This is a genomic window from Methanomassiliicoccales archaeon, assembly GCA_038850735.1.
Classification (GTDB): domain Archaea; phylum Thermoplasmatota; class Thermoplasmata; order Methanomassiliicoccales; family JACIVX01; genus JACIVX01.
This window is the reverse complement of sequence record JAWCLO010000012.1, coordinates 13983-34546: the sequence shown is the minus strand read 5'-3', so window position 1 is coordinate 34546 and position 20564 is coordinate 13983. Positions and strand designations below refer to the sequence as shown.

Below are 20564 nucleotides of genomic sequence, written 5' to 3'. Positions count from 1 at the left end.
GTGTGCAACCAGTAGAGTTTGCGTGGTTGATACCGATTTTTCCCCTTATTGCAGGTCTCATCATTGGTCTCTTTGGTGCGCGATTGAAAGAAGGCGGAGGCTATATCGCGATACTCGGTTCGGGAATTTCGTTGCTGTTGACATCAGTTGTCGTCTGGCAAGTTTTGGACGGATCTTTTGACTTAGCTGATGGGATTGCGGACGGCATTTTCGAGCAATCAAGAAGTTGGCTTGTGTTTAACGAAGCCTACGCTTTTGAGATTGGAATTTACATAGATCAGCTGACGGCGCTGATGCTTATTGTTGTTTCTCTCGTGTCAACGCTCGTTATAATCTATTCGATCGCCTATATGGGCGAGGAAGGCGGAAGAAAAAGACGGTACTACACGGAAATTTCTCTTTTCGTAGGCGTCATGCTTGGCCTTGTTCTTGCCAACAACTACCTAGAACTTTTCATTTTCTGGGAATTGGTGGGTCTATGCTCCTATCTTCTTATCGGATTCTGGTATCACAAGCCCTCTGCTGCTTCGGCAGCGAAGAAAGCCTTCATTGTAACCCGCGTCGGAGATATTATGTTCATGGCGGGCCTGATCATACTCTTTACAACATTTAAGACGCTCAATTTCCGAGAGCTTTTTGAATTGGATGTATCAGGTAGCGACCTCGGTCTGCTTTCTATTGGAACTTTCATGATCTTTGGCGGGGCGATAGGGAAGAGTGCGCAATTCCCGTTGCACGATTGGCTGCCCGATGCAATGGAGGGTCCAACAACCGTCTCAGCACTTATTCATGCTGCGACTATGGTGAAAGCCGGTGTGTATCTTGTTGCGAGGTCCTTTCCTCTATTTGTTCAAACCCCAGATATTCTGTTATTTGTGGCCGTAATTGGTGGTATCACAGCCTTTATGGCAGCAACCATGGCACTCAACAATCCAAACATCAAGCGTGTACTTGCCTACTCCACAATAAGTCAATTGGGATACATGATGTTGGCGCTAGGTGCCGGCGGTTACCTCTTCTATCACCTGCATAATCCCGAGGGCTACACAGCGTCGATGTTTCACTTGATGAACCATGCATTCTTCAAAGCGCTCCTCTTTCTATGCGCTGGCAGTGTAATACACGCTGTACACACTGAAGATATGAAACTTATGGGTGGGCTGGGCAAGAAGATGAAAATTACTTCGCTGGCTATGCTCATAGGTGCTCTATCCATTTCAGGAATCCCCCCTTTTAGCGGGTTCTGGAGCAAAGACGAAGTCCTTGCTACCGTTTTTGAAGCTGGCGAACTCCATTGGATCTTTGTGATCCTGTACATTTTGGGCATTGCCACGGCATTTATGACGGCATTCTACATGTTCAGACTCTGGTTCATGACTTTTTCTGGAAGCGAAGGAGAGGCATCCCATCATGCCCATGAATCCCCAAGGATTATGACATTCCCTCTCATCATCTTGTCCATTCTCGCAGCGGGCTCTTTCTTGGTGCTTTTCATCGGAGGGGGCTTTGGCTCTCAAGTCTTCTTTGAGGAACCTCATGTTTTATCAGGGCTAGAAATTATATCGCTGACATTTGGGAATCCTTTAACTTACCTGTCAATTGTGGTCGCAGTATGTGGATTTGCGCTGGCCTATGCGATATATTACAAGCACATCATTTCGCCAGAGATTTTCGTATCAACGAGGTCAAGAAAGGCCATGTACAATCTGCTTATCAACCGATATGGGTTTGCGGCCGGCTATAATGCATTTGCGGAAAGGGTTGTGTATGGATTTGCACTTCTCTGCGATGCTTTTGATCGTTATGTAATAGACGGTATCGTCAACGGTATCGCATTGTTACTGGTGAGAACCGGCAATTATGCGAGGAAAATCCAGACAGGCAATGTTAGATTCTATGCGGTAATCATTGTTCTGGCAATTTCAATCATTATAATTCTATTCTATCTGGCAGGAGGTTTGAGGTGATGTTCGAACAAGTCCCAATTCTGACGGCACTTCTCCTAGTTCCGCTTGTTGGCTCATTCTTGGTGTTTGCGCTCGGAAACACGCAGAGAAGAGCTTCGATCATAGCGCTTGTGGTCTCAGCAATTCCACTGGTGTTATCAGCGCTCCTATTGATTGATTTTCAGCTTGGGACGAGTACTATTCAGTTTGTCGAAAAACATACATGGATTGAAAGTTATGGAATATCTTACTACCTTGGCATCGATGGCATAAGTGCCCCTATGGTATTCCTCACGACGTTGCTGTGTTTTCTAGCGATACTTTTCTCCTGGGACGTGGAACATCGAACAAAGGAATACATGGGCCTAATGCTTATCCTAGAGGTTGGAGTGGTTGGCGTATTTACCGCTCTCGATTACTTTTTATTTTACGTATTTTGGGAGGTAGTACTCATCCCCATGTATTTCCTAATAGCGATATGGGGAGGGCCACGGCGCGCATATGCGTCAATCAAGTTTTTCATCTATACGCATGTGGCAAGTTTAGCGATGCTTATCACTATAATGGCGCTTTATTTCGAAGCAAAGCCACTTCTGGGATATGCGAGTTTCAGTATTACAGACATAGCAACCGTGAGTGGTGATTTCAGTGGCGTATTTCAAGTAGCAGCCTTTGCTGCACTTTTCTTTGCATTCGGCGTGAAGATGCCGGTAGTACCCTTCCACACATGGCTGCCAGATGCGCATGTCGAGGCGCCAACTGCTGGCAGCGTATTACTAGCCGGACTTCTACTGAAAATGGGCTCATACGGTATCATCAGGATTGCACTACCAACGCTTCCTGTTGGAGCATCAACGCTGATGCCGCTTATGCTTGCTATTGCGATTCTCTCGATATTGTATGGATCATTGGTGTGTCTTGCTCAAAAGGATTTGAAGAAAATGGTTGCATTTTCCTCGATTAGTCATATGGGAATCGTCCTGCTTGGCATATCAACGGGCTCGCAGCTCGGCATCGCAGCTGCAGTGTTGCAGATGTTTTCACACGGTCTGATCACTGCTGTTCTCTTTATGATGTGTGGCGTAGTACAGCACAAGGTCGGCACAAGAGAGATACCTTTGCTTGGCGGCCTAGCTCAAAAAATGCCCATTGCTGCTACCTTTATGACAATCGGATTCCTTGCTTCTTTAGGTCTCCCAGGGATGATTGGGTTTGTAGCCGAATTTTCGGTTTTCGTGGCCACATTTGACTCCTATGCGTGGATTCTCTTTCTGCCCATCGCGAGCGTCGCCATTACGGCTGGTTACTATCTCTGGGCTCTGCAGCGAACGATGTTTGGACCGCTTACCGATAAGATAGATCTTACCCATGCGCACGATACCAATTGGTACGAAGCAATTCCCCTTGCTATTCTTGCAATTCTCATCGTATTCTTTGGAATGTTTCCGTCTGTTGTGATGGATTTTATCACACCATCTGCATCGGTTATTTCTGCCGCTCTGGGGGTGGGATAAATGATTGATCTTTCACCAGTCTATTCAGAGATGATCGTACTTTTAATCGCTATTGCCATACCAGCAATATTCTTTGCAACGAGGTCAGAAAAGCTTCTGGGCATCATCTCCGCCGTTGGGGTTATCGTGGCAATGATTCCACTTATTACGTTCTACATCAGTGGATCAGAACCGGTGGTTTTCGCAGGAGGTTTGATAAGACTTGATGCCTTCGCTGTGGCATTCAAACTCGTCTTTCTAGCTGTTGCGTTGTATGTAATAATCGCCTCGGTACGTTACGTGCGCGGGGAAAGACATCTTGCTGAGTATTACTCATTGATTCTTTTGGCAACACTCGGTATGATGCTCGTTGCGTCCTCTCTTGATCTTATCACACTGTTCGTTGGACTTGAACTCGCGAGCATATGCTCGTATGCGCTTGTCGGATTTAGGAAATTTGACAAGCGGGGGATGGAAGCCGCGGTCAAGTATTTCATTATCGGTGCGTTCTCTTCTGCGATTTCTCTCTACGGCATATCGCTCATTTACGGTATTGCAGGGAGCACTGGGTTTGCAGAAATCGGGACATCTCTTGCAACAGCTTCTGGAATGGATCCCGCAATTCTGCTTGCCACAGGAATGCTCATTGCAGGGTTCGGATTTAAGGTCGCTATCATTCCGTTCCATATGTGGGCTCCAGATGTATACGAAGGGGCTCCAACGACGATCACAGCAATGTTAGCGTCGGGCTCAAAGAAAATGGGTTTTGTCGCTCTATTCAAAATCTTTCTCATAGGTCTTATTGCCGTCAAGGCTGACTGGGATGTTATAGTCGCAATCATTGCGATGATGACAATGACCCTGGGCAATCTCATTGCAATATCGCAATCGAACATCAAGAGAATGCTAGCTTATTCAAGCATCGCGCAAGCGGGCTACATCTTGATTGCATTACCAGTAGGAACGGAGTATGCCGTAGCTGGTGGCATATTCCACATAGTCACACATGCTTTCATGAAGGGAGGAGCATTCATAGCCGTTGCCGCTCTTTCAACAGTAACATTTGGTGAAAGTATATCAGATTACAAGGGACTTGCAAAGAGATCACCTTTCCTTGCGTTTTCAATGAGCGTGCTTCTTTTGTCGCTCGCTGGTATTCCGCCTCTATCCGGTTTTGCGAGTAAATTCTGGTTGTTCTCCAGTGCCGTCGATGCGGCCGCAACTCCAGGCCACGCTTGGCTCCTATGGTTGGCAGTTTTCGGTGTTATCAACAGTGCCATTTCACTATATTATTATGTGCGCGTGATTAAGTACATGTACGTTGAATCTGGCTCTGGAGAGTCGATACGCCTGCCAGGTTCGATGGTGATCGCCATTTCAATTACTTTGATCGCAACAATAATAATCGGTATTTATCCTTCGCCGGTGCTGGATCTCTGTAGAGAAGCGGCGAGGGCTTTCTTTCTTTGATCTTTTTTGATTTTTTTATTATTCATTTGTTTTTTTACTTGTTTTGCATCTCGATGCGAGAGATCTCTTCTTCGTATGCTCGTAAAGCATCCAGAAATGAGATTGTACCAACAAAGTCGCCTTTAGAATCAACAACAAGCACCCTGCTTACACCCGCTACCAACATGAGTCTCAATGCGTCAATAACATACCCGTCCTCGTGAATCTGTATGCAAGGATTTTGCCCGACTAGCGTGCATGCAGTCATGAATTCCCTCACTTTTATTGATGAGGGATCTCTGCCCTGCGTAATCACTCTGGTGACATCTGTTGAAGTGATTACCCCTAATACCATCTCTTCCTCTTTTACCACAACGCCTGTCTGATGACTTTCCACCATTAGTTTTACCACATCTCTCAAGGTTGCACCATAATCAACCACTGGGGGATTTCTATTCACATAATCTCTAACTCTAGCTGTCACGTTCATAAGGTGCCTCTTGGCATCTACATCCTGATAAATATTTCTCCGAAATTTGCCACGTAATTCTTTCTATATGAAAATCCTATGACAAATTGGTCGAATTCATCGTGATTTAAACCAACACAAATGAAAAATTCTGAAGTAATAAATAAGTATGTTATCAACATTAGGCACCTCGATATTGATGAGCTGGGACCAGCCAATAAAAAATGAACTAAATTTGGTCGAAGAGGAAATCAGGAGGTGCATACACTCCAAGCAACGTCTCCTCACCGAAATATCAATGCACGTGATAGGTGCTGGAGGAAAGCGCATTCGTCCTGGTGTAGCCATTCTCAGTTATCGAGCCGTTGGTGGGGTAGACGTTGCTAGGGTTGTTGGGATTGCCGCGGCATTTGAACTCATACATAGTGCGACGCTTATCCACGATGATATCAATGATGGTGGCACTAAGAGACGTGGCAAAATCTCAGCTCACAGAAAATATGGTGTTCAACTTTCGTTAGTTGCTGGCGATTTTCTCTTTGTAAAGGGCTTCAGGGCGGGCGGATCTTTCAGCAAGGAAGTAGTAGAGATTATCGCAGACGCGTGTTCATGTATGGCTGAGGGCGAAATTATGCAGGTTGAGCATATGAATGACCCCTCAACCTCTATAGAGACTTATTTGAAGATCATAGAGGGAAAAACGGCAAAACCTATAGAAGCTAGTGCAAAAGTCGGTACGCTTCTAGGCGGTGGCTCCGCTGGGGCTATTGAGGCCTTTGGGTCTTACGGACTTAACCTTGGAATGGCATTCCAGATAATGGATGACATATTGGACATCATTGGCCGTGAGGATTCTCTGGGGAAACCAAAAGGGATGGATTTTTATGATGGAACGCCAACTCTCCCGATCATCTTAGCAATGGAGGACGGGGTTACGGGAAGGCGGTTATCAGAGCTCTTTGAGAAGAAGAAAAAAAGAAAGAAGGAAGTTGAAGAGGCGCTCAAAATTATGAGCGGATCGGAAGCAATTCGGTTATCAAAGGAAAAAGCAGTTGAGTTCTCCAGGAGAGCTGTAGATTCATTGGCCACTCTTGATTCATCGGTCTACATCGAGGCGCTACGATCACTGGCAAATACTGTGGTAGAAAGAGAATCGTGAAATTGCTTAGGATACAGTGGAATGATACTCAAAAGATACGAGAATAGAGGAGCAAATGAATGGTAATGGATGGGAGCTTGGGTATGGCTGATGAATTGTCGGCTGACATTCTAGTCGTCGGTGGTGGCCCAGCAGGTTGTACCGCAGCGAAATACGCCGCATTGAACGGGGCTGAAGTCGTTCTCATTGAACGCAAGAAGCAGATTGGAGTACCTTTTGCATGCGGAGAATTTCTTCCAGAATCAGAAGAAATCAAGAGAATTTTCCCGCATGTTGGAGAGGTCGAGTCGCTTTTCGATTTTCCCAAGCATCTTGTTTCACGTCGAACGGATATCATACGACTTTATTCACCGCATCTCAAAACATATGAAATTGACTTCAGGGGGTTTACTATCGACCGCGACCGATTCGATCAATACCTAGCGATCGAAGCTTCCAAAGCAGGCGCAAGAATTATTACAGGATGCACTTTCATTTCGATGACGGCAGATGGTGCCGAAACCTCACATGGGGGAATACGTGCTAAAATCATTATAGGTGCCGATGGCCCGTTATCTAGTGTGGCAAAAAGTTCTGGTCTGCCCAGAAATGAAGTGCTTTACCCAGCAATCACCTCTCAAGCTAACGGGCAATTCGAACCGGTAGCCGAGATGTATTTTGGAAATATTGCACCGGGCGGATATGCATGGATTCTTCCAAAGCGGGACGGCGCAAATGTCGGCGTCGGCATCGCTCGCAGGTTTTCGAAAAGTTCTCTATTTGAATATCTAATGAATTTTGCAAACAGAAAGAAATTCAATTTGAACAGAAGACCAAGAGGGAAATTTGTACCTATGGGCGGACCACTGCGACCGAACTTTAATGAAAGAGTATTGATCGTCGGCGATGCGGCAGGGCATGTGATGACAGTCAATGGGGGCGGAATCCCTACTGCAATGATCTGTGGAAGAATTGCTGGTGAGGTAGCATCAAAAGTTGTCCTATCGGGAGAATCACTATCTAGGTACGCCCGAGAATGCAAGAAACATGTAGAGAAGCCTCTTAGAACCGCGTTAGTTACTAAGAGGCTCGCCGACTTGTGCTGGGGCAATGAAAGGAGTTTGGAGTGGGCAATGAGGTTACTTGGAAGAAGAAGGATGGCACGAATAATACGATGTCGATCACTAATACCTTAGTCGATTTGAAATCCTCATCTAGACTCGTTCATACATCGATCACTCATGCCTGCGGATTTATCTCTGCTATCGACTGCACCCAGGAGAATGATTGCAATTCTCGTGGTTATTTTATTTGATTTTTCTCTAAGATCCGACCATACAATTGCACGGAAAGCGATAGTAGCAATGCAATTCGAAAGACGAAAAAAATTCAGACTTTACTCGAGGGCGTTTATAACTTGATAGAATATCTAGTAGCTATCATCGCATCTCTTACTTTCTTTTCCTGACACGCTTGCACTTGAGCGTGCAACCACATATAGGACAATTCTGGATTTCTTCCCTAAAGGTCCTTCCACAACCCTCGCATTTCATAACCCATTTATAGACTTCTGTAATTCCTTTTGTATTTAGGTTGACGTAGCTGATATTCATCGTCTTCGCTACGTTCTGGATTGAATAGTCATCAGTCATAATAATCCCATCAAGATCATAAGCGAGCGCTAGGACTTCGAGGTCCGTTTCTGATAGACGATGGATATCCCCTGTTCTCCTCGCCTGATCCGTTGTCTTCTTTATCGATTCGGGAGATGGGGACATGATTTTGATTCTAAATTCCCAATACTCAGCACGTCTATCTCCAAACTTCTTTAGTTCGTCCATTACTCGCGGTGGCGCAGCAAATTCTACCTCCTGTGGTAGATCTTGCATAGCGAAAAATGCTGACGTGTCGAGAACATAGATCACTGTGGATGATTTGTTCATATTCTTGAATATACCAATTCGTTTCCATTTTTCTTTTTTGATTGATATGCAACTCTTTTCATTTAATTCGAAATTATGCCAAGGCATTGTTAAATACTGTCATTCTCATTTGCCTCCTGGTTATGCAGAATATCCAAGTGGATCAAGAAGTAATAGACTTCATCAGAAGAAAAAGAAGAGACTACAGACTATCAACTACTTGCTATGGACCTGTAATACTTCCAATCGAAGTCAAGCCGCCAAAGGATACTGACTTGAAAATAGCTATTGGGAAGAATACCCTATACATTTCAGCGGTACAGGCGAAGTATGTATCCAGGATAACCATGTCGATGCTGTACGAAGTGGATGAAATATCCCGCAAGAAATGCAAAGTACTCCCCTGACAGCGTATATCTCAGCTCGGGAATATTGCTGTTATTTCCTCATTTAGAACTCTAATTTCGTGATCTTCAAAGAGATCTGATTGGCCAGCAAATCAATTTGAATCTTAGTTGCCTGTTGAAGAGCGCTTTTGAGATCACCTTTGGTTATAGGTCGCCGCGGTACAAACGGACATGTCATAGCTTGCCGAATTGAAATCGAGTATGTACCGATCGATTTTGCAATTTTCTCTATTTCCATTTTGTCAAATCCTATCAGCGGTCTCAAGATCGGTAGCGATATGTCGTGCTGTTCTACCGAGATGTTATGAAGAGTTTGAGACGCCACTTGTCCTAGGGAATCACCCGTAACAATGCCCTCAGCACCTATTTTGCGTGCAAAGTGCTCAGCAATTTTCAACATCAGCATTTTGCACAATATACATTGGAAACCATCATCACAGTTTTCAGCAATGTGCGACTGCCCCTCTCCAAAGGGAGCCACGTAGACTTCAATCCTATCTGAGCCAAATTCCATAAGCCTTCTTGCGACATCCCTGACCTTTTGAACATTCGATCCGTCGGTGAACGGTTGTTGACTCATATGCAACAAAGTGATACAAAACCCCCTTCTCAACATTAGGAACGCTGCTACTGGCGAGTCTATTCCTCCTGAAATCAAACTCACGAGTTTCACTTTGTCACCTAGTAAGCATTTATTCTGGCTTATCGATTACGTCGCCAAATGATCATTCCATTGCGGGGCTGTGGACAATCTACTGATCTGAAAGCAAAAAGAAGGTGTGCACATTCAATTGTTTAGCCTATTCTGTTCAACCCCTCCAAACATCGGGTATTCTATATATTCGTCCATATCATCCTCTTCCGCCTCGACAACAAGGCTGAAGAGCATATTGACAATTTCTTTCATCTGTTTCAACTCGTTTCTTAGCTCGTTGATTTCGCGGACCAGATCTTCTGTGGTCTTTGTCATTCGTTCTCCCTGTTATTGTTTAACATCGATGGGGGATATATCCTTTTGCATAATGATAACCGCTCATGTTTTTTGATTACTGACGTGAGTTGAACGAGGCAATTTTCTGACTCGTTCAAAACCTTACCTCACCGTAGTCGTCAGCCACCTTTCTATCCTCAAACCTCTCACATCGCTCGCAATAGAGCTTTTTATCCCTCTTTTTGAGTGGCATCCGACATTTTCTGCATAATGCAAGAATCACGCCGAAGTGGTGTCCAATCGTAGAAAGTTGAAGAGAGGGTTTGACTTGAACAACCCTTGCCCTCACTACATCACTAGGTCTGATCTCTTTTCCGACGTCCTGTGTATATCCTGAAGAGACTTTAGACACGTGTATCGTTGCATTTGTTTCACCAGCAATATTGCGTTCTCTTCCTTCAACAGCAATGACTTCGCATATTGCCATTGTGCTCTTGACATCAGTTATTTCAGCGTACACAATGTCCCCCACTTTTAACGTTAATGGCGGGTTTCTCGCCGAGACCTTTGCTACTTTCTCTTCATGATCAAGTATTAGGTGTCCACAATATGCTGAATAAATCTTTCCGTCTATTTCATAGGTGCCCTCGCCAGGGATAAATTCTTCAACAACGGCTACTTCATCGCCTGGAAATACGCACTTCTTGACTTTCATCAATTATCACCTTACTTCGCAATGCGCATCAGAAGAACTTTAAACTCCTTTTTCTCTTTTTTGTGGAAACTAAACATCCACGGTATCTCGAATTTATAAACCTTCTGAAATGTGATCTTCCAACCTCTCTCCCTTACGAACGTTGTAACGAAGTCGGCTGTTTCATATAAGTGCATAGAATACACAACATCTGCAATATTCATGGCTGTGGCCAGGAAGGGTCGGTCAGCGCCTTTCTTCTGGGCGCCGAATGGCGGATTCTGAATTACAGTATCTGCTCGCACGTGAAAGAAAGGCAAGATTGCAAGTATGAACTCAGCATCGCATTTGACTCGCTCTGCATTTACCTTCGCCACTCTGATTGCCATGGGATCTGCATCAACGCCTATAGCCATTCTTGATCCCAATAAAGAAGCTCCAATTGTAAATATTCCATTTCCACATCCCAAGTCGACGACAATCTTGTCCTGTATGTCCCCTTTGGCATACGCCAGATAAAGAATTTCTGCAGCAATGGGAGCTGGTGTTGTATACTGCTCCAGATGTGGTTTTGGATGTGCAAGGGGCGGGAGATTCTGTAAAATCATCTCTAGCTTCTTTTTTTTCATATTTGTCTAACCACCCACGATCAGGACGCTGTTGATTATGAACGTTTTCCGTGGTCATATGTAGTCCTGCATTTTCCGTAATAAGCTTTCAAATTTCTGCTTTCGTATTCTGCTTTCCGAAATACATTCTAATCAAATGAAGGTGTGGATATCCCTTTTTTGTCGAGAGATCTTTCCTTTTCCCATATTATCATTTTTCACTCTACCATATTGGTGGTGATCTACGGCATCAAATATGAACGAATGATCTATTGTCTTTCCGCCTATACGAATCATCGATCGATTCAAGCCAAGCTTACTCTTACAAAAAAAACATCAAGTCGAATCCTACCAGATACCTGGAAATCTCATAACTGATTCCAGGACGATCTGAACTTCAATGTCGAATAGACCTAGCGGAGCGATGTGTTTGGTTAATATCTCATTTAGTGTTTTATTATCCTGGGCATGCAACCGAATCATGATAGTCCTCTCACCGCTTACAAACAGCACTTCTGTTACGCCGGGAACATTCTTTAGTCTTGCAAGATCCTGACTCGTCACATTCTTTCCTGCATTTGCGAACACTACAGCATCGGTATTCATTCCCATTTGTTCGCAATTTACTATAGCTGCATATCCCAATATAATCGAATTATCTTCAAGTCTCTTTATCCTGTCTCTGATCGTTGATGGCGATCTGCGCATCCTCGACGCAATTTCATTATAGGTAATCTTTCCGTCAGTCGCAAGAAGCTTGATTATCTTGCGATTCATCTCGTCAATGACCACCACCTAACGATCCTCCCTCCTGTGCAGATATTCGGCCTGCAGAAATTTATGTTTTTCTAGTTCGGCCGCAAAAGTGTCGACTTATCGAATAGAAAACCGCTAAACGAGCGTGTACTTAACATATGATTATTCGAATGGTAACCTTATATAGGATTCTTTTTCGATAGAGGGAATACGTCACAGGCGGTATTGCCAGATTTCGAGCTATAATTCAATTATTTATCCGCAAAGAAACATAGGCTATCACATTAATAATGCAGTCGCTATATCCATCAAACATCAATTTATTTTTGCATATATCCCATGTTCAGATTTCATGCTGGGGAAGTTACCTTAACTTTTCCATTTGAGTCATAATACCTCTTTCTTATCCAAAATGCAACATTTACTAGACTTATTAGTACAGGTACCTCAACAAGAGGACCTATTACAGTAGCAAAGGCTACGCCAGATCCAATTCCAAAGATTGCAATGGCAACAGCAATTGCAAGTTCAAAATTGTTGCTGGCAGCAGTGAAACTCTGAGCAGTTGCATGTGGATAGTCGAATTTGAGTTTGATGGACAGTCGGAACGAAAGTAAGAACATTATTGTGAAGTAGAGGATTAGTGGAATTGCAATTCTCATTACATCGAGCGGGAGCTGAATTATGTATTCTCCCTTTAGTGAGAACATAACCACTATTGTGAAAAGAAGCGCAAGCAGGGAAACTTTACCGAGCTTGGGTATGAATTTCTTGTCATACCATTCGGCCCCTTTTCTCGGAAGCAGCGCATAACGTGTAATGATCCCTGCAAGAAAAGGAATCCCTAAATAAATGAGAACGGACTGCGCAACTTCCCAAATCGATATATTAACTGCAACTCCAGATCCTGGTGCTATAAATTCCGAAAGCACGAATATCATGAAGTAAGCATAGAAAGAGTACATGATGATCTGGAAAATTGAATTGATGGCCACAAGTATTGCAGCGTACTCTGAATCCCCCTCAGCCAGCTGATTCCATACAAGAACCATGGCAATACATCGAGCTAAACCTGTTAAAATTAATCCAATTCTGTATTCAGGCAGATCTGGAAGGAATATCCAAGCAAGCGTGAACATCAAGAAAGGCCCGACCAAGTAATTCAGTGCAATAGAGGTTCCGAACATTAATTTAGATTCTGGCATTTTGGTCAACTTTGATAATTCTTCGTACTTAACTTTTGCAAGTGGTGGATACATCATTAGGATCAGACCAATTGCGATTGGAATTGAAGTCGTGCCTATACTCATCGAATTGAGAACATCGGCTACAGCAGGAAATATTGCTCCCAAAGCTACACCAATGAACATCGCTAAAAATATCCATAATGTTAGGAACCTGTCCAGAAATGAAAGCTTCTTTGAAATCTGTTCTGGCATAATTTTTCCACCTAGTTCCTTCATTCGTTCAATGAACGGTTATATCAATTCTTTTTCAATTTCAAAAAAATTGAAAATCATTTACACTATTTAAATGCTTTGCAGAAAGGACGATCTTATTATTGATGGGATCGATTGTTATGCAAAAAAGCATAATGGGTTCCAAATGCGCTTGTTGTTTAATTTGATCAGATTGAATAATGCAATAGTTTGAACGGCGGAATGCTGCTTCTTACATTATTTACTGCAAAATTCGCTTGAAGGATTGATAATCGCGACTGGCTCGTAATTAGTACAATCCGTCTGGTAACTCAAAGAGTAAATGTAGATCAAGTTCTCGCAGATGATTCTGCAATTGATTCGGTCGTAGGCACGTCATTCGGCGAAACATTAATAAACAACGTGGATACTTTCAAAAAAAGTTGAAATGGTAAGATCATGGCGAATCCATTGGTTGATGCGCTTATCGCTGGTTTAAGCAACGTGATGAACTATCTTTCCGAGCACACCCTTACTTGTCTTATTCCAGCATTTTTTATTGCTGGCGCAATTGCTGCATTTGTAAAAAAAGATGCCATATTGAGATATTTTGGTCCTACCGTAAAAAGATACAAGTCATACTCAGTAGCATCAGTTTCCGGAGCTGTTTTGGCGGTTTGTAGCTGTACCATTCTGCCCTTGTTTGCAGGAATATATAGAAAAGGAAGTGGCATAGGGCCGGCGATTACATTTCTATTCGCTGGACCTGGCATTAATATCCTTGCAATCGTTTACACCGCCCAAGTTCTCGGATATGATCTGGGGTTTGCAAGGGCTGCAAGTGCTGTTGCCCTGTCCATAATCGTTGGGTTAATAATGGCGACAATTTTTAAGCGTCACGATGTCTCTCTAATACAAGAAAAGAAGGAATTTTTGCCGGCGTCCTCGGCAAATTCTAGACCAAGATGGGCGTCCGCGATGTTCTTTGTCATTCTCATATTGATTTTGATCATTGCTGCATCCAAAATTGATTGGGTGTTAAAACTCGCGACAGTTTATTTACTGACGGTTGTTATCGCCGCACTTCTGATATACTACTTCGAACGAGATGAAGTCACCAATTGGGCTTATGAAACGTGGGATTTGACAAAGAAGATTTTTCCGATTCTTATCGCAGGGACTTTTATTGTTGGTATAATTGCATATTTCCTACCACCAGAGATGTTCAGGCCATATCTCGGCAACAATTCCATATCTTCAAATCTATTAGCATCATTCATAGGTGCAATTCTCTATATGCCAACGCTTCTTGAAGTGCCTATCATTGGGACCACTTTTGGCTATTCAAGCGGTGTCATGGCTGCTGGTCCAGCATTGAGCCTCTTATTGAGCGGTCCAACAACTAGTCTTCCATCTATTGCAGTTTTGTATAGGATCATGGGTGCGAAAAAAACCACGATATATTGGTTTACTGTTGTAATCTTGTCTGCACTTGCAGGTTTCATCTATGGAATGATAGTGGGATAAAGTATGGCAGAGAAAAGAACATGTTGTCCCGAATCATCTGCGAGAAATGTGAGAAAGATTGACATCGGCGGTTGCTTGATAGGCATCAGCCAACTCGACGAAGTCATAGATCAAGTTGTGAAGTTAGGCATCGAAGAGGAAAACGCTCTCAGAAAGGAACTACTGAAGCGAGTGAGAATCTATAACTATGTGCCATCTGATGCTGAAAAGGAGTACGAAGCTGCGCTATTGAAGGAATATTTCAAGAAAAGGGAGAGGAGGTGATTTTGTGAAGATAGAGGTACTGGGAATGGGATGCATGAAATGCAAGAGGTTAGAGAGATTGGTTCTTCAAGCAGTTGAAGAGCTGGGAGTTGTAGCGGAGGTGGTAAAGGTGGAAGATTTGAACGAAATTACAGAAAGGGGTATTATGATGACCCCCGCACTTTATATTAATGGCGAAGCAAGGGCTGTCGGTAGGGTGCCTTCGTTGGATGAAATCAAATCAATGATTAAGTCAGCATTATGAAAGGGGGTAATAAATGTCTCAAGATAAGGGTGCGTGTCTCTGTGGTGGTGCAGTCCTTATTTATCCTTGTTCAGGCGGGTCGAATGTCGGACAGATTGCGAACGAGGTGGCCAAAAGATTAGCGACCGAGGGAAAGGCCCGAATGGCATGCATTGCTGGCATTGGAGGGCACGTGAGTGGAATAGTAAAATCCGCAGAAAATGCAGAATTCACTATTGTTGTTGATGGGTGTCAATTAGCGTGTGGGAAGAAATCCTTTGAGCATCATGGGTTAGTGCCAACGAAACATGTAGTGATTACGGATCTTGGGATAAAGAAATCATACGATCTAAACGCCTTTGTAGAGAAGGATATTGAACATGTTTCAAAACATGTTATTAGTCTGCTTCCAATGCCATCAAGAGCAATTTCAATATCCCGGAACACTGAGTGATTCTACATATTAATCCTAATCTAGAAATAATAGTGTTAGAAATATCGCGGGCAAGCAGCGGGAAGTCTAAGATCGAATTCTTCCTATAAGAAAAATCACTCTTATAGTACGAGTGCGATCGTTTTTAGCCTTAACGGAAATTTTTTGGTTCTATTGCCCAACGAATGATCCTTTCCCTGCCTTGGATTCTCATTGCGCACTCACATGTGGCTACTTGACAGTCGTGAGAAATGAATTTCTGAAACAGGGGGTTTTTATCTATCAATCACTTGCCCTTGACTTTATTAAGTCTTCTATGGAGGAAATGGACGTTCAAAATCTAATTATCCTATAAATTCTAGCACTGGGAAGTTGTTTTTATCTTGATTTTTCTATATGAATTGCCATGAGAACTCTTCTTTTCAGAAGCGATAATCATATCTTTACATGCTTTTCCATGATGCAAAGAAAACAGGTTCATGTGCTCCCCTATACAACATTCGTTTAATTCATTCTTTTGTGTGACCTCATTGTTTTATGTCCGTATGGCGCAGGCAATCGAGAAACAACAGTCACAGTACCATAAATAATTAATTGCAGTATTCTATTTCTCTATTCTAAAAATTACAAGAGAAGCTTTTCGAAGCAGCTATATTTTTATTTGTTCATATTTTCAGAAAAGCTATTTTGCGTGTGAAACCATACGCACTTTTTCAACAACTTCTGGCATGACTTCAAGGAAGTAATCAACTTCGTCGTGGGTATTCATCCTACTTAGACTTACTCTAAGAGAAGATCTTGCTTCTTCAGGTCTCAATCCGCACGCGATGAGTACATGTGAAGGGCGAGGATCTCTTGTAGAACACGCTGATCCTGTTGAGGTCGCAATCCCTTTCGCATCCAGTTCTAATACTAGTGCTTCACCCTCAGTGAAATCAAATCTCAGATTGACATTATTGCACAATCTCTTGTACCTGTGACCGTTCAGATGTGAGCCGCTGACTTCAGAAAGAACCCCTTCTATAATGCGTTCTCTCATTGATTTCATTTTTTCTACATCAGCGCTCATGCTTTCTAGTCCTATTTCTACGGCTTTACCAAACCCAACAATGCCGCTTACGTTTTCAGTGGATGAACGCAAACCCCTTTCATGGCCTCCTCCATGAAGTAGTGGCTCTATTTTCACACCCTTCTTGACCATGAGCGCTCCTACCCCCTTCGGACCATGAATCTTGTGTGAAGAGATCGAAAGGAGGTCAAATTCATCCCTTTGGACGTTTAATGGAATCTTCAGGAAAGCTTGAACTGCATCTGTATGAAAAAGCGCACCATAGTCGTGCGCTATTTCTCCAAAAGCTCTAATTTTCTGAATAGTGCCAATTTCATTATTAGCTGCCATTATTGAAACAAGAATCGTCTCACGATCAATTGCTTCTTTCAGGTGCTCTTCACAGACTAACCCATTATTGCCAACTGGAAGATATGTTATTCTGAACCCACACGATTCCAAGTACTGACATGTATGTAGCACGGCATGATGTTCAATTGAACTCGTGATGATATGATTTCCTTGTTTTCGATTAGCAAAAGCCACCCCTTTTATTGCGAGATTGTCCGATTCAGTGCCACTTGATGTGAATACTATCTCCCTCGACGTGGCTCCTAGTGACTCACTGATGATCTCTCTAGCTTCCTCAATCGCATCATCCGCATCTCTACCGTAAGAATGCAAACTTGAGGGGTTTCCGAACTTTTCGCAAAAAAATGGAAACATTGCCTCTAGTACCCTATCATCCATTCTAGTCGTTGCACTGTTGTCGAAGTAAACCCTTTTGATCATGGTTAGTCCCTCTTTTGTAATGACTTTATTCATCATTTTTTTCCACGATGATAGTGTATAAGTTTTCGCTAATAGGTCGATTTCGATTAATACATAAGTTTTAGTAGAAACGAACATCATTCATTGGTTTACACGTGTCTACAAGTTCTAAGAATTAGCTATTAAGAATTTTTCCTTCAATACATCTCAAATATATGGCTTTGTTGATTTAATTAGATGGAATTGGTGAATCATAAGCACCCAGAAATCGTTCTTCAATATTCATCTGTGACTACTCACTCCATTCTTCAGCATTGTGATCAATCTGCAATGATTAAAAACCGATCATTTTCTGAGCATTGATTTCACGTACGATTTGTCTCGTAATTCCAAATATATCAAAACACGTATTGGAAATAGAGATTTAATTTACAGTAAAGCATGTGCAGTTTCATTCACTCGTTGCATATAATCTCATGTCTTGATACCGGCTTCCATCTTTCTTGTAGTGTGAAACCGAATTTTTCGAAACGAAACTAGCGATTCGAATGCCTAGTTTGAAGATTGAATCAAAAATCAGGATCCGATCTAAATATTCTTGTAATTTCTCATGCTGCTATGGTCGCCCTCGTTGTTTTTTTGATGAAGATTGATAAGGTCATTTCAAAATAATTTTAAATACTTTTAAATACCTCCAAAACATTTTGAAATACCATGCAAGAAACTCTAAAAAAAGCCCATAAGAAGATTTTACTCATAAGCTGCAGTGGTGCATCGAATACGGGCACGATGTCTGATCATGCAGTTAGAGAACTTGTTCTTGAGCACCTGGATGATTATCAACTCCTCTGCTTACCTGCGCTCGGTCTTAGAAGAAAAACGGCACTTGAAAATTTGAAGAGCGCTGATTTTGTAGTTGTTTTAGATGGATGCTCGATGAAATGCGCTTCGGAAATATTGCAAAAAAGAGAACGATCACCTGATGTATCGATCGAACTAACAAAAGACTGCGGAATTAAAAAGAACATGACGCCGGATTTCAATAAGAAAGAAGTTGAGAGAATAAAGAGAAGAGTAATTGAGGAAATTGAAAGGCGATGGTATGACAAAATTATTGTTTGATCCAGACAAATGTACTCTCTGCGGAATATGTGCCGACATATGCCCCAATAATGCAATCGAATTAGGGGAGGATATGCCGCATCTAATGAATGCCGATCAATGTTCCTTATGCGGCATCTGCGAAGATCAATGCCCTGTGCATGCAATTACCATCCCATCCAAACCCGCTGTGGAACTGACCAATTCTGAAGAATTTAACAACAAGGAACTCTTTGCAATATCGAAGAGTTTTGTGGGATTGCTAGATCTGCGAAAAGCTCCCGTTGGTGTAAAATTGCTAAAGCCAGCGGATTCAATACCTCAACACTTTAAGAAGGCTGAAATGCCTTTGCGTCATTGCGTGTCTGTCCATATGGCATCCCTAGGGGCTTCTCTCTATCTTCCTGCTGATGCTCATGCTTGCGTGGCAGCACGAGCTGCCTTTGGCATATCTGACCTTCCTGAGAAAGTCAAATCCGGAAAGGTACCCTATATGCATGGTCTCGCAGCATCTGTAGAAGCTGCTGCGAGGATTATGGCAGAAGTTCCGAAGTTAGATATTGGTAGCGCTGTTGGAACATTGGTGGGGCCATTACAGAGCTATGATAGACCACCGGATGTTGTTATCTTAACGTGCCTCCCGAAACAGGCCATGTGGATTGCCAACGCGCTTATTTACGATAGTGGTGGTCCCCGAATTGTCGCAAACTTTGCCGGTATGCAAGCATGCTGTGGTGACTCAACAACAATACCTATAAAAACGGGAAATGTCAATTTTTCGCTTGGATGTTATGGATGTAGATACGCAGGGAAACTGAGAGATAACGAAATGTATGTTGGCATTCCCTGGGTGCGTGTGCAATCCGTTGTCAATGGTCTGATTGGATTAAGAAAAGCTATGGGGAAACTAAAAGAATATCAAATTGATAGATCGTAGATAAAAGCTCAGCCCAAGAGGATAATACTGAATTGGTAACGTACCTCAAGGTGTTAATTGGATGCTTGAGATATTTCGTCAAACTCATCGCCGTTTCAATCGCCTCGTGCACAGCGATCTATTGGGTGAGTGGGCAAGTGCAATCCTGGCTTTTCTTATAGCTAGAACTTGGCATCAGGTATCTATTTGACAGTTCATGTAGCCTTCAGCAACATTGTAGATTAATTCGCAAGCCTCTAATGCTTCTTCTCTCAAGTTTGCTTTGATGAGGATTTTCCCATTTGAGTATATGTGACAGACTGCTCCATTTTTCTCCATAAGCAGAAGCAAGAAAACCGGTGAGAGTGAAGTCTCTCCAATCCCTCTTTCTTTTATACGCGATTCGAGGGCCGCCAAATCTATTTTCATGGGTTCATGTGGCGTCGCTTCATATTCTTCAATCCCAGAGCAGAGCTTTCTTAAAACGAATTTACTAGTAGTCATTTAGACTCACCATCCAAGCCGGCATCAAGGAGCAACTTCGCAACGCTTTTTCTGGCATCAATGTATTTACGATCTTTGAGGACCTCGCACGATTCAAGTCGCACCTTATCTTCTAAAAGGTCAACGACGAAAGCTAAACATGTTGGGTACCTGCATTTTCCACAATTTGTCCTTGGCATCAATCTAAGAATATCAACTACTGTCACTCGTTTCCTTTTCTTGTAACCCAGTGGATCGATCTTATCCTTCCTTCTCTCAACATCATTAATCCAAGCGGCTATCTCCTTAATGACTGATTCGGCCTCTTCTAGGTCAGTCAATTGAGTGATTCCGACACGGCCATACCTATCAATTGAAATTACTCTTTGTCCATATTTGTAGGAAAGCACACCAGCATCCTCATCAAAACTAGAATTTGGTTTATCACTCGCGAGGTATGGCAAAAGTACGCATATATTTCCTTCAAGTCGATATCTGACTCTTATCTTTCTACCGTCAGCAATGCAGGGAAGCCTCTCTTCGAGCATCCAATTTTGAATCGTCATA

At 42.8% G+C, this 20564-nt stretch carries 23 protein-coding genes; 12 read left to right on the top strand and 11 right to left on the bottom strand.

What is annotated here, in order from left to right:
- Positions 1–2 precede the first annotated feature (2 nt).
- The 3 genes from nuoL to QW087_07565 are packed head-to-tail and all read left to right on the top strand — an operon-like array spanning position 3 to position 4909.
- Positions 3–1967 carry an NADH-quinone oxidoreductase subunit L gene (nuoL, locus tag QW087_07575; protein ID MEM2944581.1) on the top strand — a complete coding sequence of 655 codons (1965 nt, stop codon included), beginning with the start codon at positions 3–5 and terminating at the stop codon, positions 1965–1967.
- Positions 1967–3460, top strand: a complete 1494-nt coding sequence (locus tag QW087_07570) for an NADH-quinone oxidoreductase subunit M (GenBank protein ID MEM2944580.1) — start codon at positions 1967–1969, stop codon at positions 3458–3460. Before nuoL ends, QW087_07570 begins: the two co-directional genes overlap by 1 nt.
- Positions 3461–4909 carry an NADH-quinone oxidoreductase subunit N gene (locus QW087_07565; protein MEM2944579.1) on the top strand — a complete coding sequence of 483 codons (1449 nt, stop codon included), beginning with the start codon at positions 3461–3463 and terminating at the stop codon, positions 4907–4909.
- Between the two features lie 34 nt (positions 4910–4943).
- On the opposite strand, the gene QW087_07560 is transcribed toward QW087_07565, so the two are convergent.
- Positions 4944–5378, bottom strand: coding sequence for a CBS domain-containing protein (locus QW087_07560; protein MEM2944578.1), 435 nt, complete (start codon positions 5376–5378; stop codon positions 4944–4946).
- Positions 5379–5556: 178 nt separating this feature from the next.
- Here QW087_07560 and QW087_07555 point away from each other — a divergent pair, with 178 nt between their 5' ends.
- Both QW087_07555 and QW087_07550 read left to right on the top strand, forming a co-directional pair.
- A complete protein-coding gene (locus QW087_07555) occupies positions 5557–6516 on the top strand; it encodes a polyprenyl synthetase family protein (GenBank protein MEM2944577.1) in 960 nt (319 codons plus the stop codon).
- An 83-nt stretch (positions 6517–6599) separates the two neighbouring features.
- Positions 6600–7691, top strand: a complete 1092-nt coding sequence (locus QW087_07550; protein MEM2944576.1) for an NAD(P)/FAD-dependent oxidoreductase — start codon at positions 6600–6602, stop codon at positions 7689–7691.
- 255 nt (positions 7692–7946) lie between these two features.
- Here the strand turns inward: QW087_07550 and QW087_07545 are convergent, their stop codons facing one another.
- The gene (locus tag QW087_07545) at positions 7947–8438 is read right to left on the bottom strand and encodes a nucleic acid-binding protein (GenBank protein ID MEM2944575.1); all 492 of its coding nucleotides are present in this window, start codon (positions 8436–8438) and stop codon (positions 7947–7949) included.
- Positions 8439–8560: 122 nt separating this feature from the next.
- Here QW087_07545 and QW087_07540 point away from each other — a divergent pair, with 122 nt between their 5' ends.
- Positions 8561–8824, top strand: a complete 264-nt coding sequence (locus QW087_07540; protein MEM2944574.1) for a hypothetical protein — start codon at positions 8561–8563, stop codon at positions 8822–8824.
- A 43-nt stretch (positions 8825–8867) separates the two neighbouring features.
- On the opposite strand, the gene QW087_07535 is transcribed toward QW087_07540, so the two are convergent.
- The 6 genes from QW087_07535 to arsB form a co-directional block, all read right to left on the bottom strand.
- Positions 8868–9497, bottom strand: a complete 630-nt coding sequence (locus QW087_07535) for a tRNA 4-thiouridine(8) synthase ThiI (GenBank protein ID MEM2944573.1) — start codon at positions 9495–9497, stop codon at positions 8868–8870.
- A 114-nt stretch (positions 9498–9611) separates the two neighbouring features.
- A complete protein-coding gene (locus tag QW087_07530; GenBank protein MEM2944572.1) occupies positions 9612–9794 on the bottom strand; it encodes a hypothetical protein in 183 nt (60 codons plus the stop codon).
- A 115-nt stretch (positions 9795–9909) separates the two neighbouring features.
- Positions 9910–10470: an exosome complex RNA-binding protein Csl4 gene (locus QW087_07525; GenBank protein ID MEM2944571.1), complete on the bottom strand. Its 561-nt coding sequence runs from the start codon at positions 10468–10470 to the stop codon at positions 9910–9912.
- Between the two features lie 11 nt (positions 10471–10481).
- Complete coding sequence (locus QW087_07520; GenBank protein MEM2944570.1) at positions 10482–11078, bottom strand: METTL5 family protein; 597 nt, start codon at positions 11076–11078, stop codon at positions 10482–10484.
- A 327-nt stretch (positions 11079–11405) separates the two neighbouring features.
- Positions 11406–11852: an Lrp/AsnC family transcriptional regulator gene (locus QW087_07515; protein MEM2944569.1), complete on the bottom strand. Its 447-nt coding sequence runs from the start codon at positions 11850–11852 to the stop codon at positions 11406–11408.
- A gap of 311 nt (positions 11853–12163) precedes the next feature.
- A complete protein-coding gene (gene arsB, locus QW087_07510) occupies positions 12164–13252 on the bottom strand; it encodes an ACR3 family arsenite efflux transporter (GenBank protein MEM2944568.1) in 1089 nt (362 codons plus the stop codon).
- 438 nt (positions 13253–13690) lie between these two features.
- Between arsB and QW087_07505 the strand changes: the two genes are divergently transcribed.
- From QW087_07505 to QW087_07490, 4 genes are read left to right on the top strand one after another with little or no spacing between them, the layout of a single operon-like run.
- Positions 13691–14758 (top strand): permease, encoded by a 1068-nt coding sequence (locus QW087_07505; protein MEM2944567.1) that lies wholly within the window; start codon positions 13691–13693, stop codon positions 14756–14758.
- A 3-nt stretch (positions 14759–14761) separates the two neighbouring features.
- Positions 14762–15022: a hypothetical protein gene (locus tag QW087_07500; protein MEM2944566.1), complete on the top strand. Its 261-nt coding sequence runs from the start codon at positions 14762–14764 to the stop codon at positions 15020–15022.
- Between the two features lie 4 nt (positions 15023–15026).
- Complete coding sequence (locus QW087_07495; protein ID MEM2944565.1) at positions 15027–15266, top strand: thioredoxin family protein; 240 nt, start codon at positions 15027–15029, stop codon at positions 15264–15266.
- Positions 15267–15279: 13 nt separating this feature from the next.
- Entirely contained in the window at positions 15280–15699 is a 420-nt protein-coding gene (locus tag QW087_07490) for a putative zinc-binding protein (GenBank protein ID MEM2944564.1), read from the top strand.
- A gap of 661 nt (positions 15700–16360) precedes the next feature.
- On the opposite strand, the gene QW087_07485 is transcribed toward QW087_07490, so the two are convergent.
- Positions 16361–17551 (bottom strand): cysteine desulfurase family protein, encoded by a 1191-nt coding sequence (locus QW087_07485; GenBank protein MEM2944563.1) that lies wholly within the window; start codon positions 17549–17551, stop codon positions 16361–16363.
- Between the two features lie 660 nt (positions 17552–18211).
- Here QW087_07485 and QW087_07480 point away from each other — a divergent pair.
- Together QW087_07480 and QW087_07475 are read left to right on the top strand one after the other, a co-directional pair.
- Positions 18212–18619 carry a putative zinc-binding protein gene (locus QW087_07480; GenBank protein ID MEM2944562.1) on the top strand — a complete coding sequence of 136 codons (408 nt, stop codon included), beginning with the start codon at positions 18212–18214 and terminating at the stop codon, positions 18617–18619.
- Positions 18600–19535 carry a DUF169 domain-containing protein gene (locus QW087_07475; GenBank protein ID MEM2944561.1) on the top strand — a complete coding sequence of 312 codons (936 nt, stop codon included), beginning with the start codon at positions 18600–18602 and terminating at the stop codon, positions 19533–19535. The genes QW087_07480 and QW087_07475 overlap by 20 nt, the downstream gene beginning before the upstream one ends.
- A gap of 174 nt (positions 19536–19709) precedes the next feature.
- Here the strand turns inward: QW087_07475 and QW087_07470 are convergent, their stop codons facing one another.
- Together QW087_07470 and QW087_07465 are read right to left on the bottom strand one after the other, a co-directional pair.
- Positions 19710–20018, bottom strand: coding sequence for a hypothetical protein (locus QW087_07470; GenBank protein ID MEM2944560.1), 309 nt, complete (start codon positions 20016–20018; stop codon positions 19710–19712).
- On the bottom strand, positions 20015–20563 hold the full coding sequence (locus QW087_07465) for a (Fe-S)-binding protein (GenBank protein ID MEM2944559.1): 549 nt from the start codon (positions 20561–20563) through the stop codon (positions 20015–20017). The genes QW087_07470 and QW087_07465 overlap by 4 nt, the downstream gene beginning before the upstream one ends.
- Between the last annotated feature and the right edge of the window lies 1 nt (position 20564).

What these genes read in the sequence shown, in the direction of transcription:
- QW087_07570 (MEM2944580.1), top strand. Translation starts at nt 1,967, where the DNA reads ATGTTCGAACAAGTCCCAATTCTGACGGCACTTCTCCTAGTTCCGCTT.
- QW087_07565 (MEM2944579.1), top strand. Translation starts at nt 3,461, where the DNA reads ATGATTGATCTTTCACCAGTCTATTCAGAGATGATCGTACTTTTAATC.
- QW087_07560 (MEM2944578.1), bottom strand. Translation starts at nt 5,378, where the DNA reads ATGAACGTGACAGCTAGAGTTAGAGATTATGTGAATAGAAATCCCCCA.
- QW087_07555 (MEM2944577.1), top strand. Translation starts at nt 5,557, where the DNA reads ATGAGCTGGGACCAGCCAATAAAAAATGAACTAAATTTGGTCGAAGAG.
- QW087_07550 (MEM2944576.1), top strand. Translation starts at nt 6,600, where the DNA reads ATGGCTGATGAATTGTCGGCTGACATTCTAGTCGTCGGTGGTGGCCCA.
- QW087_07545 (MEM2944575.1), bottom strand. Translation starts at nt 8,438, where the DNA reads ATGAACAAATCATCCACAGTGATCTATGTTCTCGACACGTCAGCATTT.
- QW087_07540 (MEM2944574.1), top strand. Translation starts at nt 8,561, where the DNA reads ATGCAGAATATCCAAGTGGATCAAGAAGTAATAGACTTCATCAGAAGA.
- QW087_07530 (MEM2944572.1), bottom strand. Translation starts at nt 9,794, where the DNA reads ATGACAAAGACCACAGAAGATCTGGTCCGCGAAATCAACGAGCTAAGA.
- QW087_07525 (MEM2944571.1), bottom strand. Translation starts at nt 10,470, where the DNA reads ATGAAAGTCAAGAAGTGCGTATTTCCAGGCGATGAAGTAGCCGTTGTT.
- QW087_07520 (MEM2944570.1), bottom strand. Translation starts at nt 11,078, where the DNA reads ATGAAAAAAAAGAAGCTAGAGATGATTTTACAGAATCTCCCGCCCCTT.
- arsB (MEM2944568.1), bottom strand. Translation starts at nt 13,252, where the DNA reads ATGCCAGAACAGATTTCAAAGAAGCTTTCATTTCTGGACAGGTTCCTA.
- QW087_07505 (MEM2944567.1), top strand. Translation starts at nt 13,691, where the DNA reads ATGGCGAATCCATTGGTTGATGCGCTTATCGCTGGTTTAAGCAACGTG.
- QW087_07500 (MEM2944566.1), top strand. Translation starts at nt 14,762, where the DNA reads ATGGCAGAGAAAAGAACATGTTGTCCCGAATCATCTGCGAGAAATGTG.
- QW087_07490 (MEM2944564.1), top strand. Translation starts at nt 15,280, where the DNA reads ATGTCTCAAGATAAGGGTGCGTGTCTCTGTGGTGGTGCAGTCCTTATT.
- QW087_07485 (MEM2944563.1), bottom strand. Translation starts at nt 17,551, where the DNA reads ATGAATAAAGTCATTACAAAAGAGGGACTAACCATGATCAAAAGGGTT.
- QW087_07480 (MEM2944562.1), top strand. Translation starts at nt 18,212, where the DNA reads ATGCAAGAAACTCTAAAAAAAGCCCATAAGAAGATTTTACTCATAAGC.
- QW087_07475 (MEM2944561.1), top strand. Translation starts at nt 18,600, where the DNA reads ATGACAAAATTATTGTTTGATCCAGACAAATGTACTCTCTGCGGAATA.
- QW087_07470 (MEM2944560.1), bottom strand. Translation starts at nt 20,018, where the DNA reads ATGACTACTAGTAAATTCGTTTTAAGAAAGCTCTGCTCTGGGATTGAA.
- QW087_07465 (MEM2944559.1), bottom strand. Translation starts at nt 20,563, where the DNA reads ATGACGATTCAAAATTGGATGCTCGAAGAGAGGCTTCCCTGCATTGCT.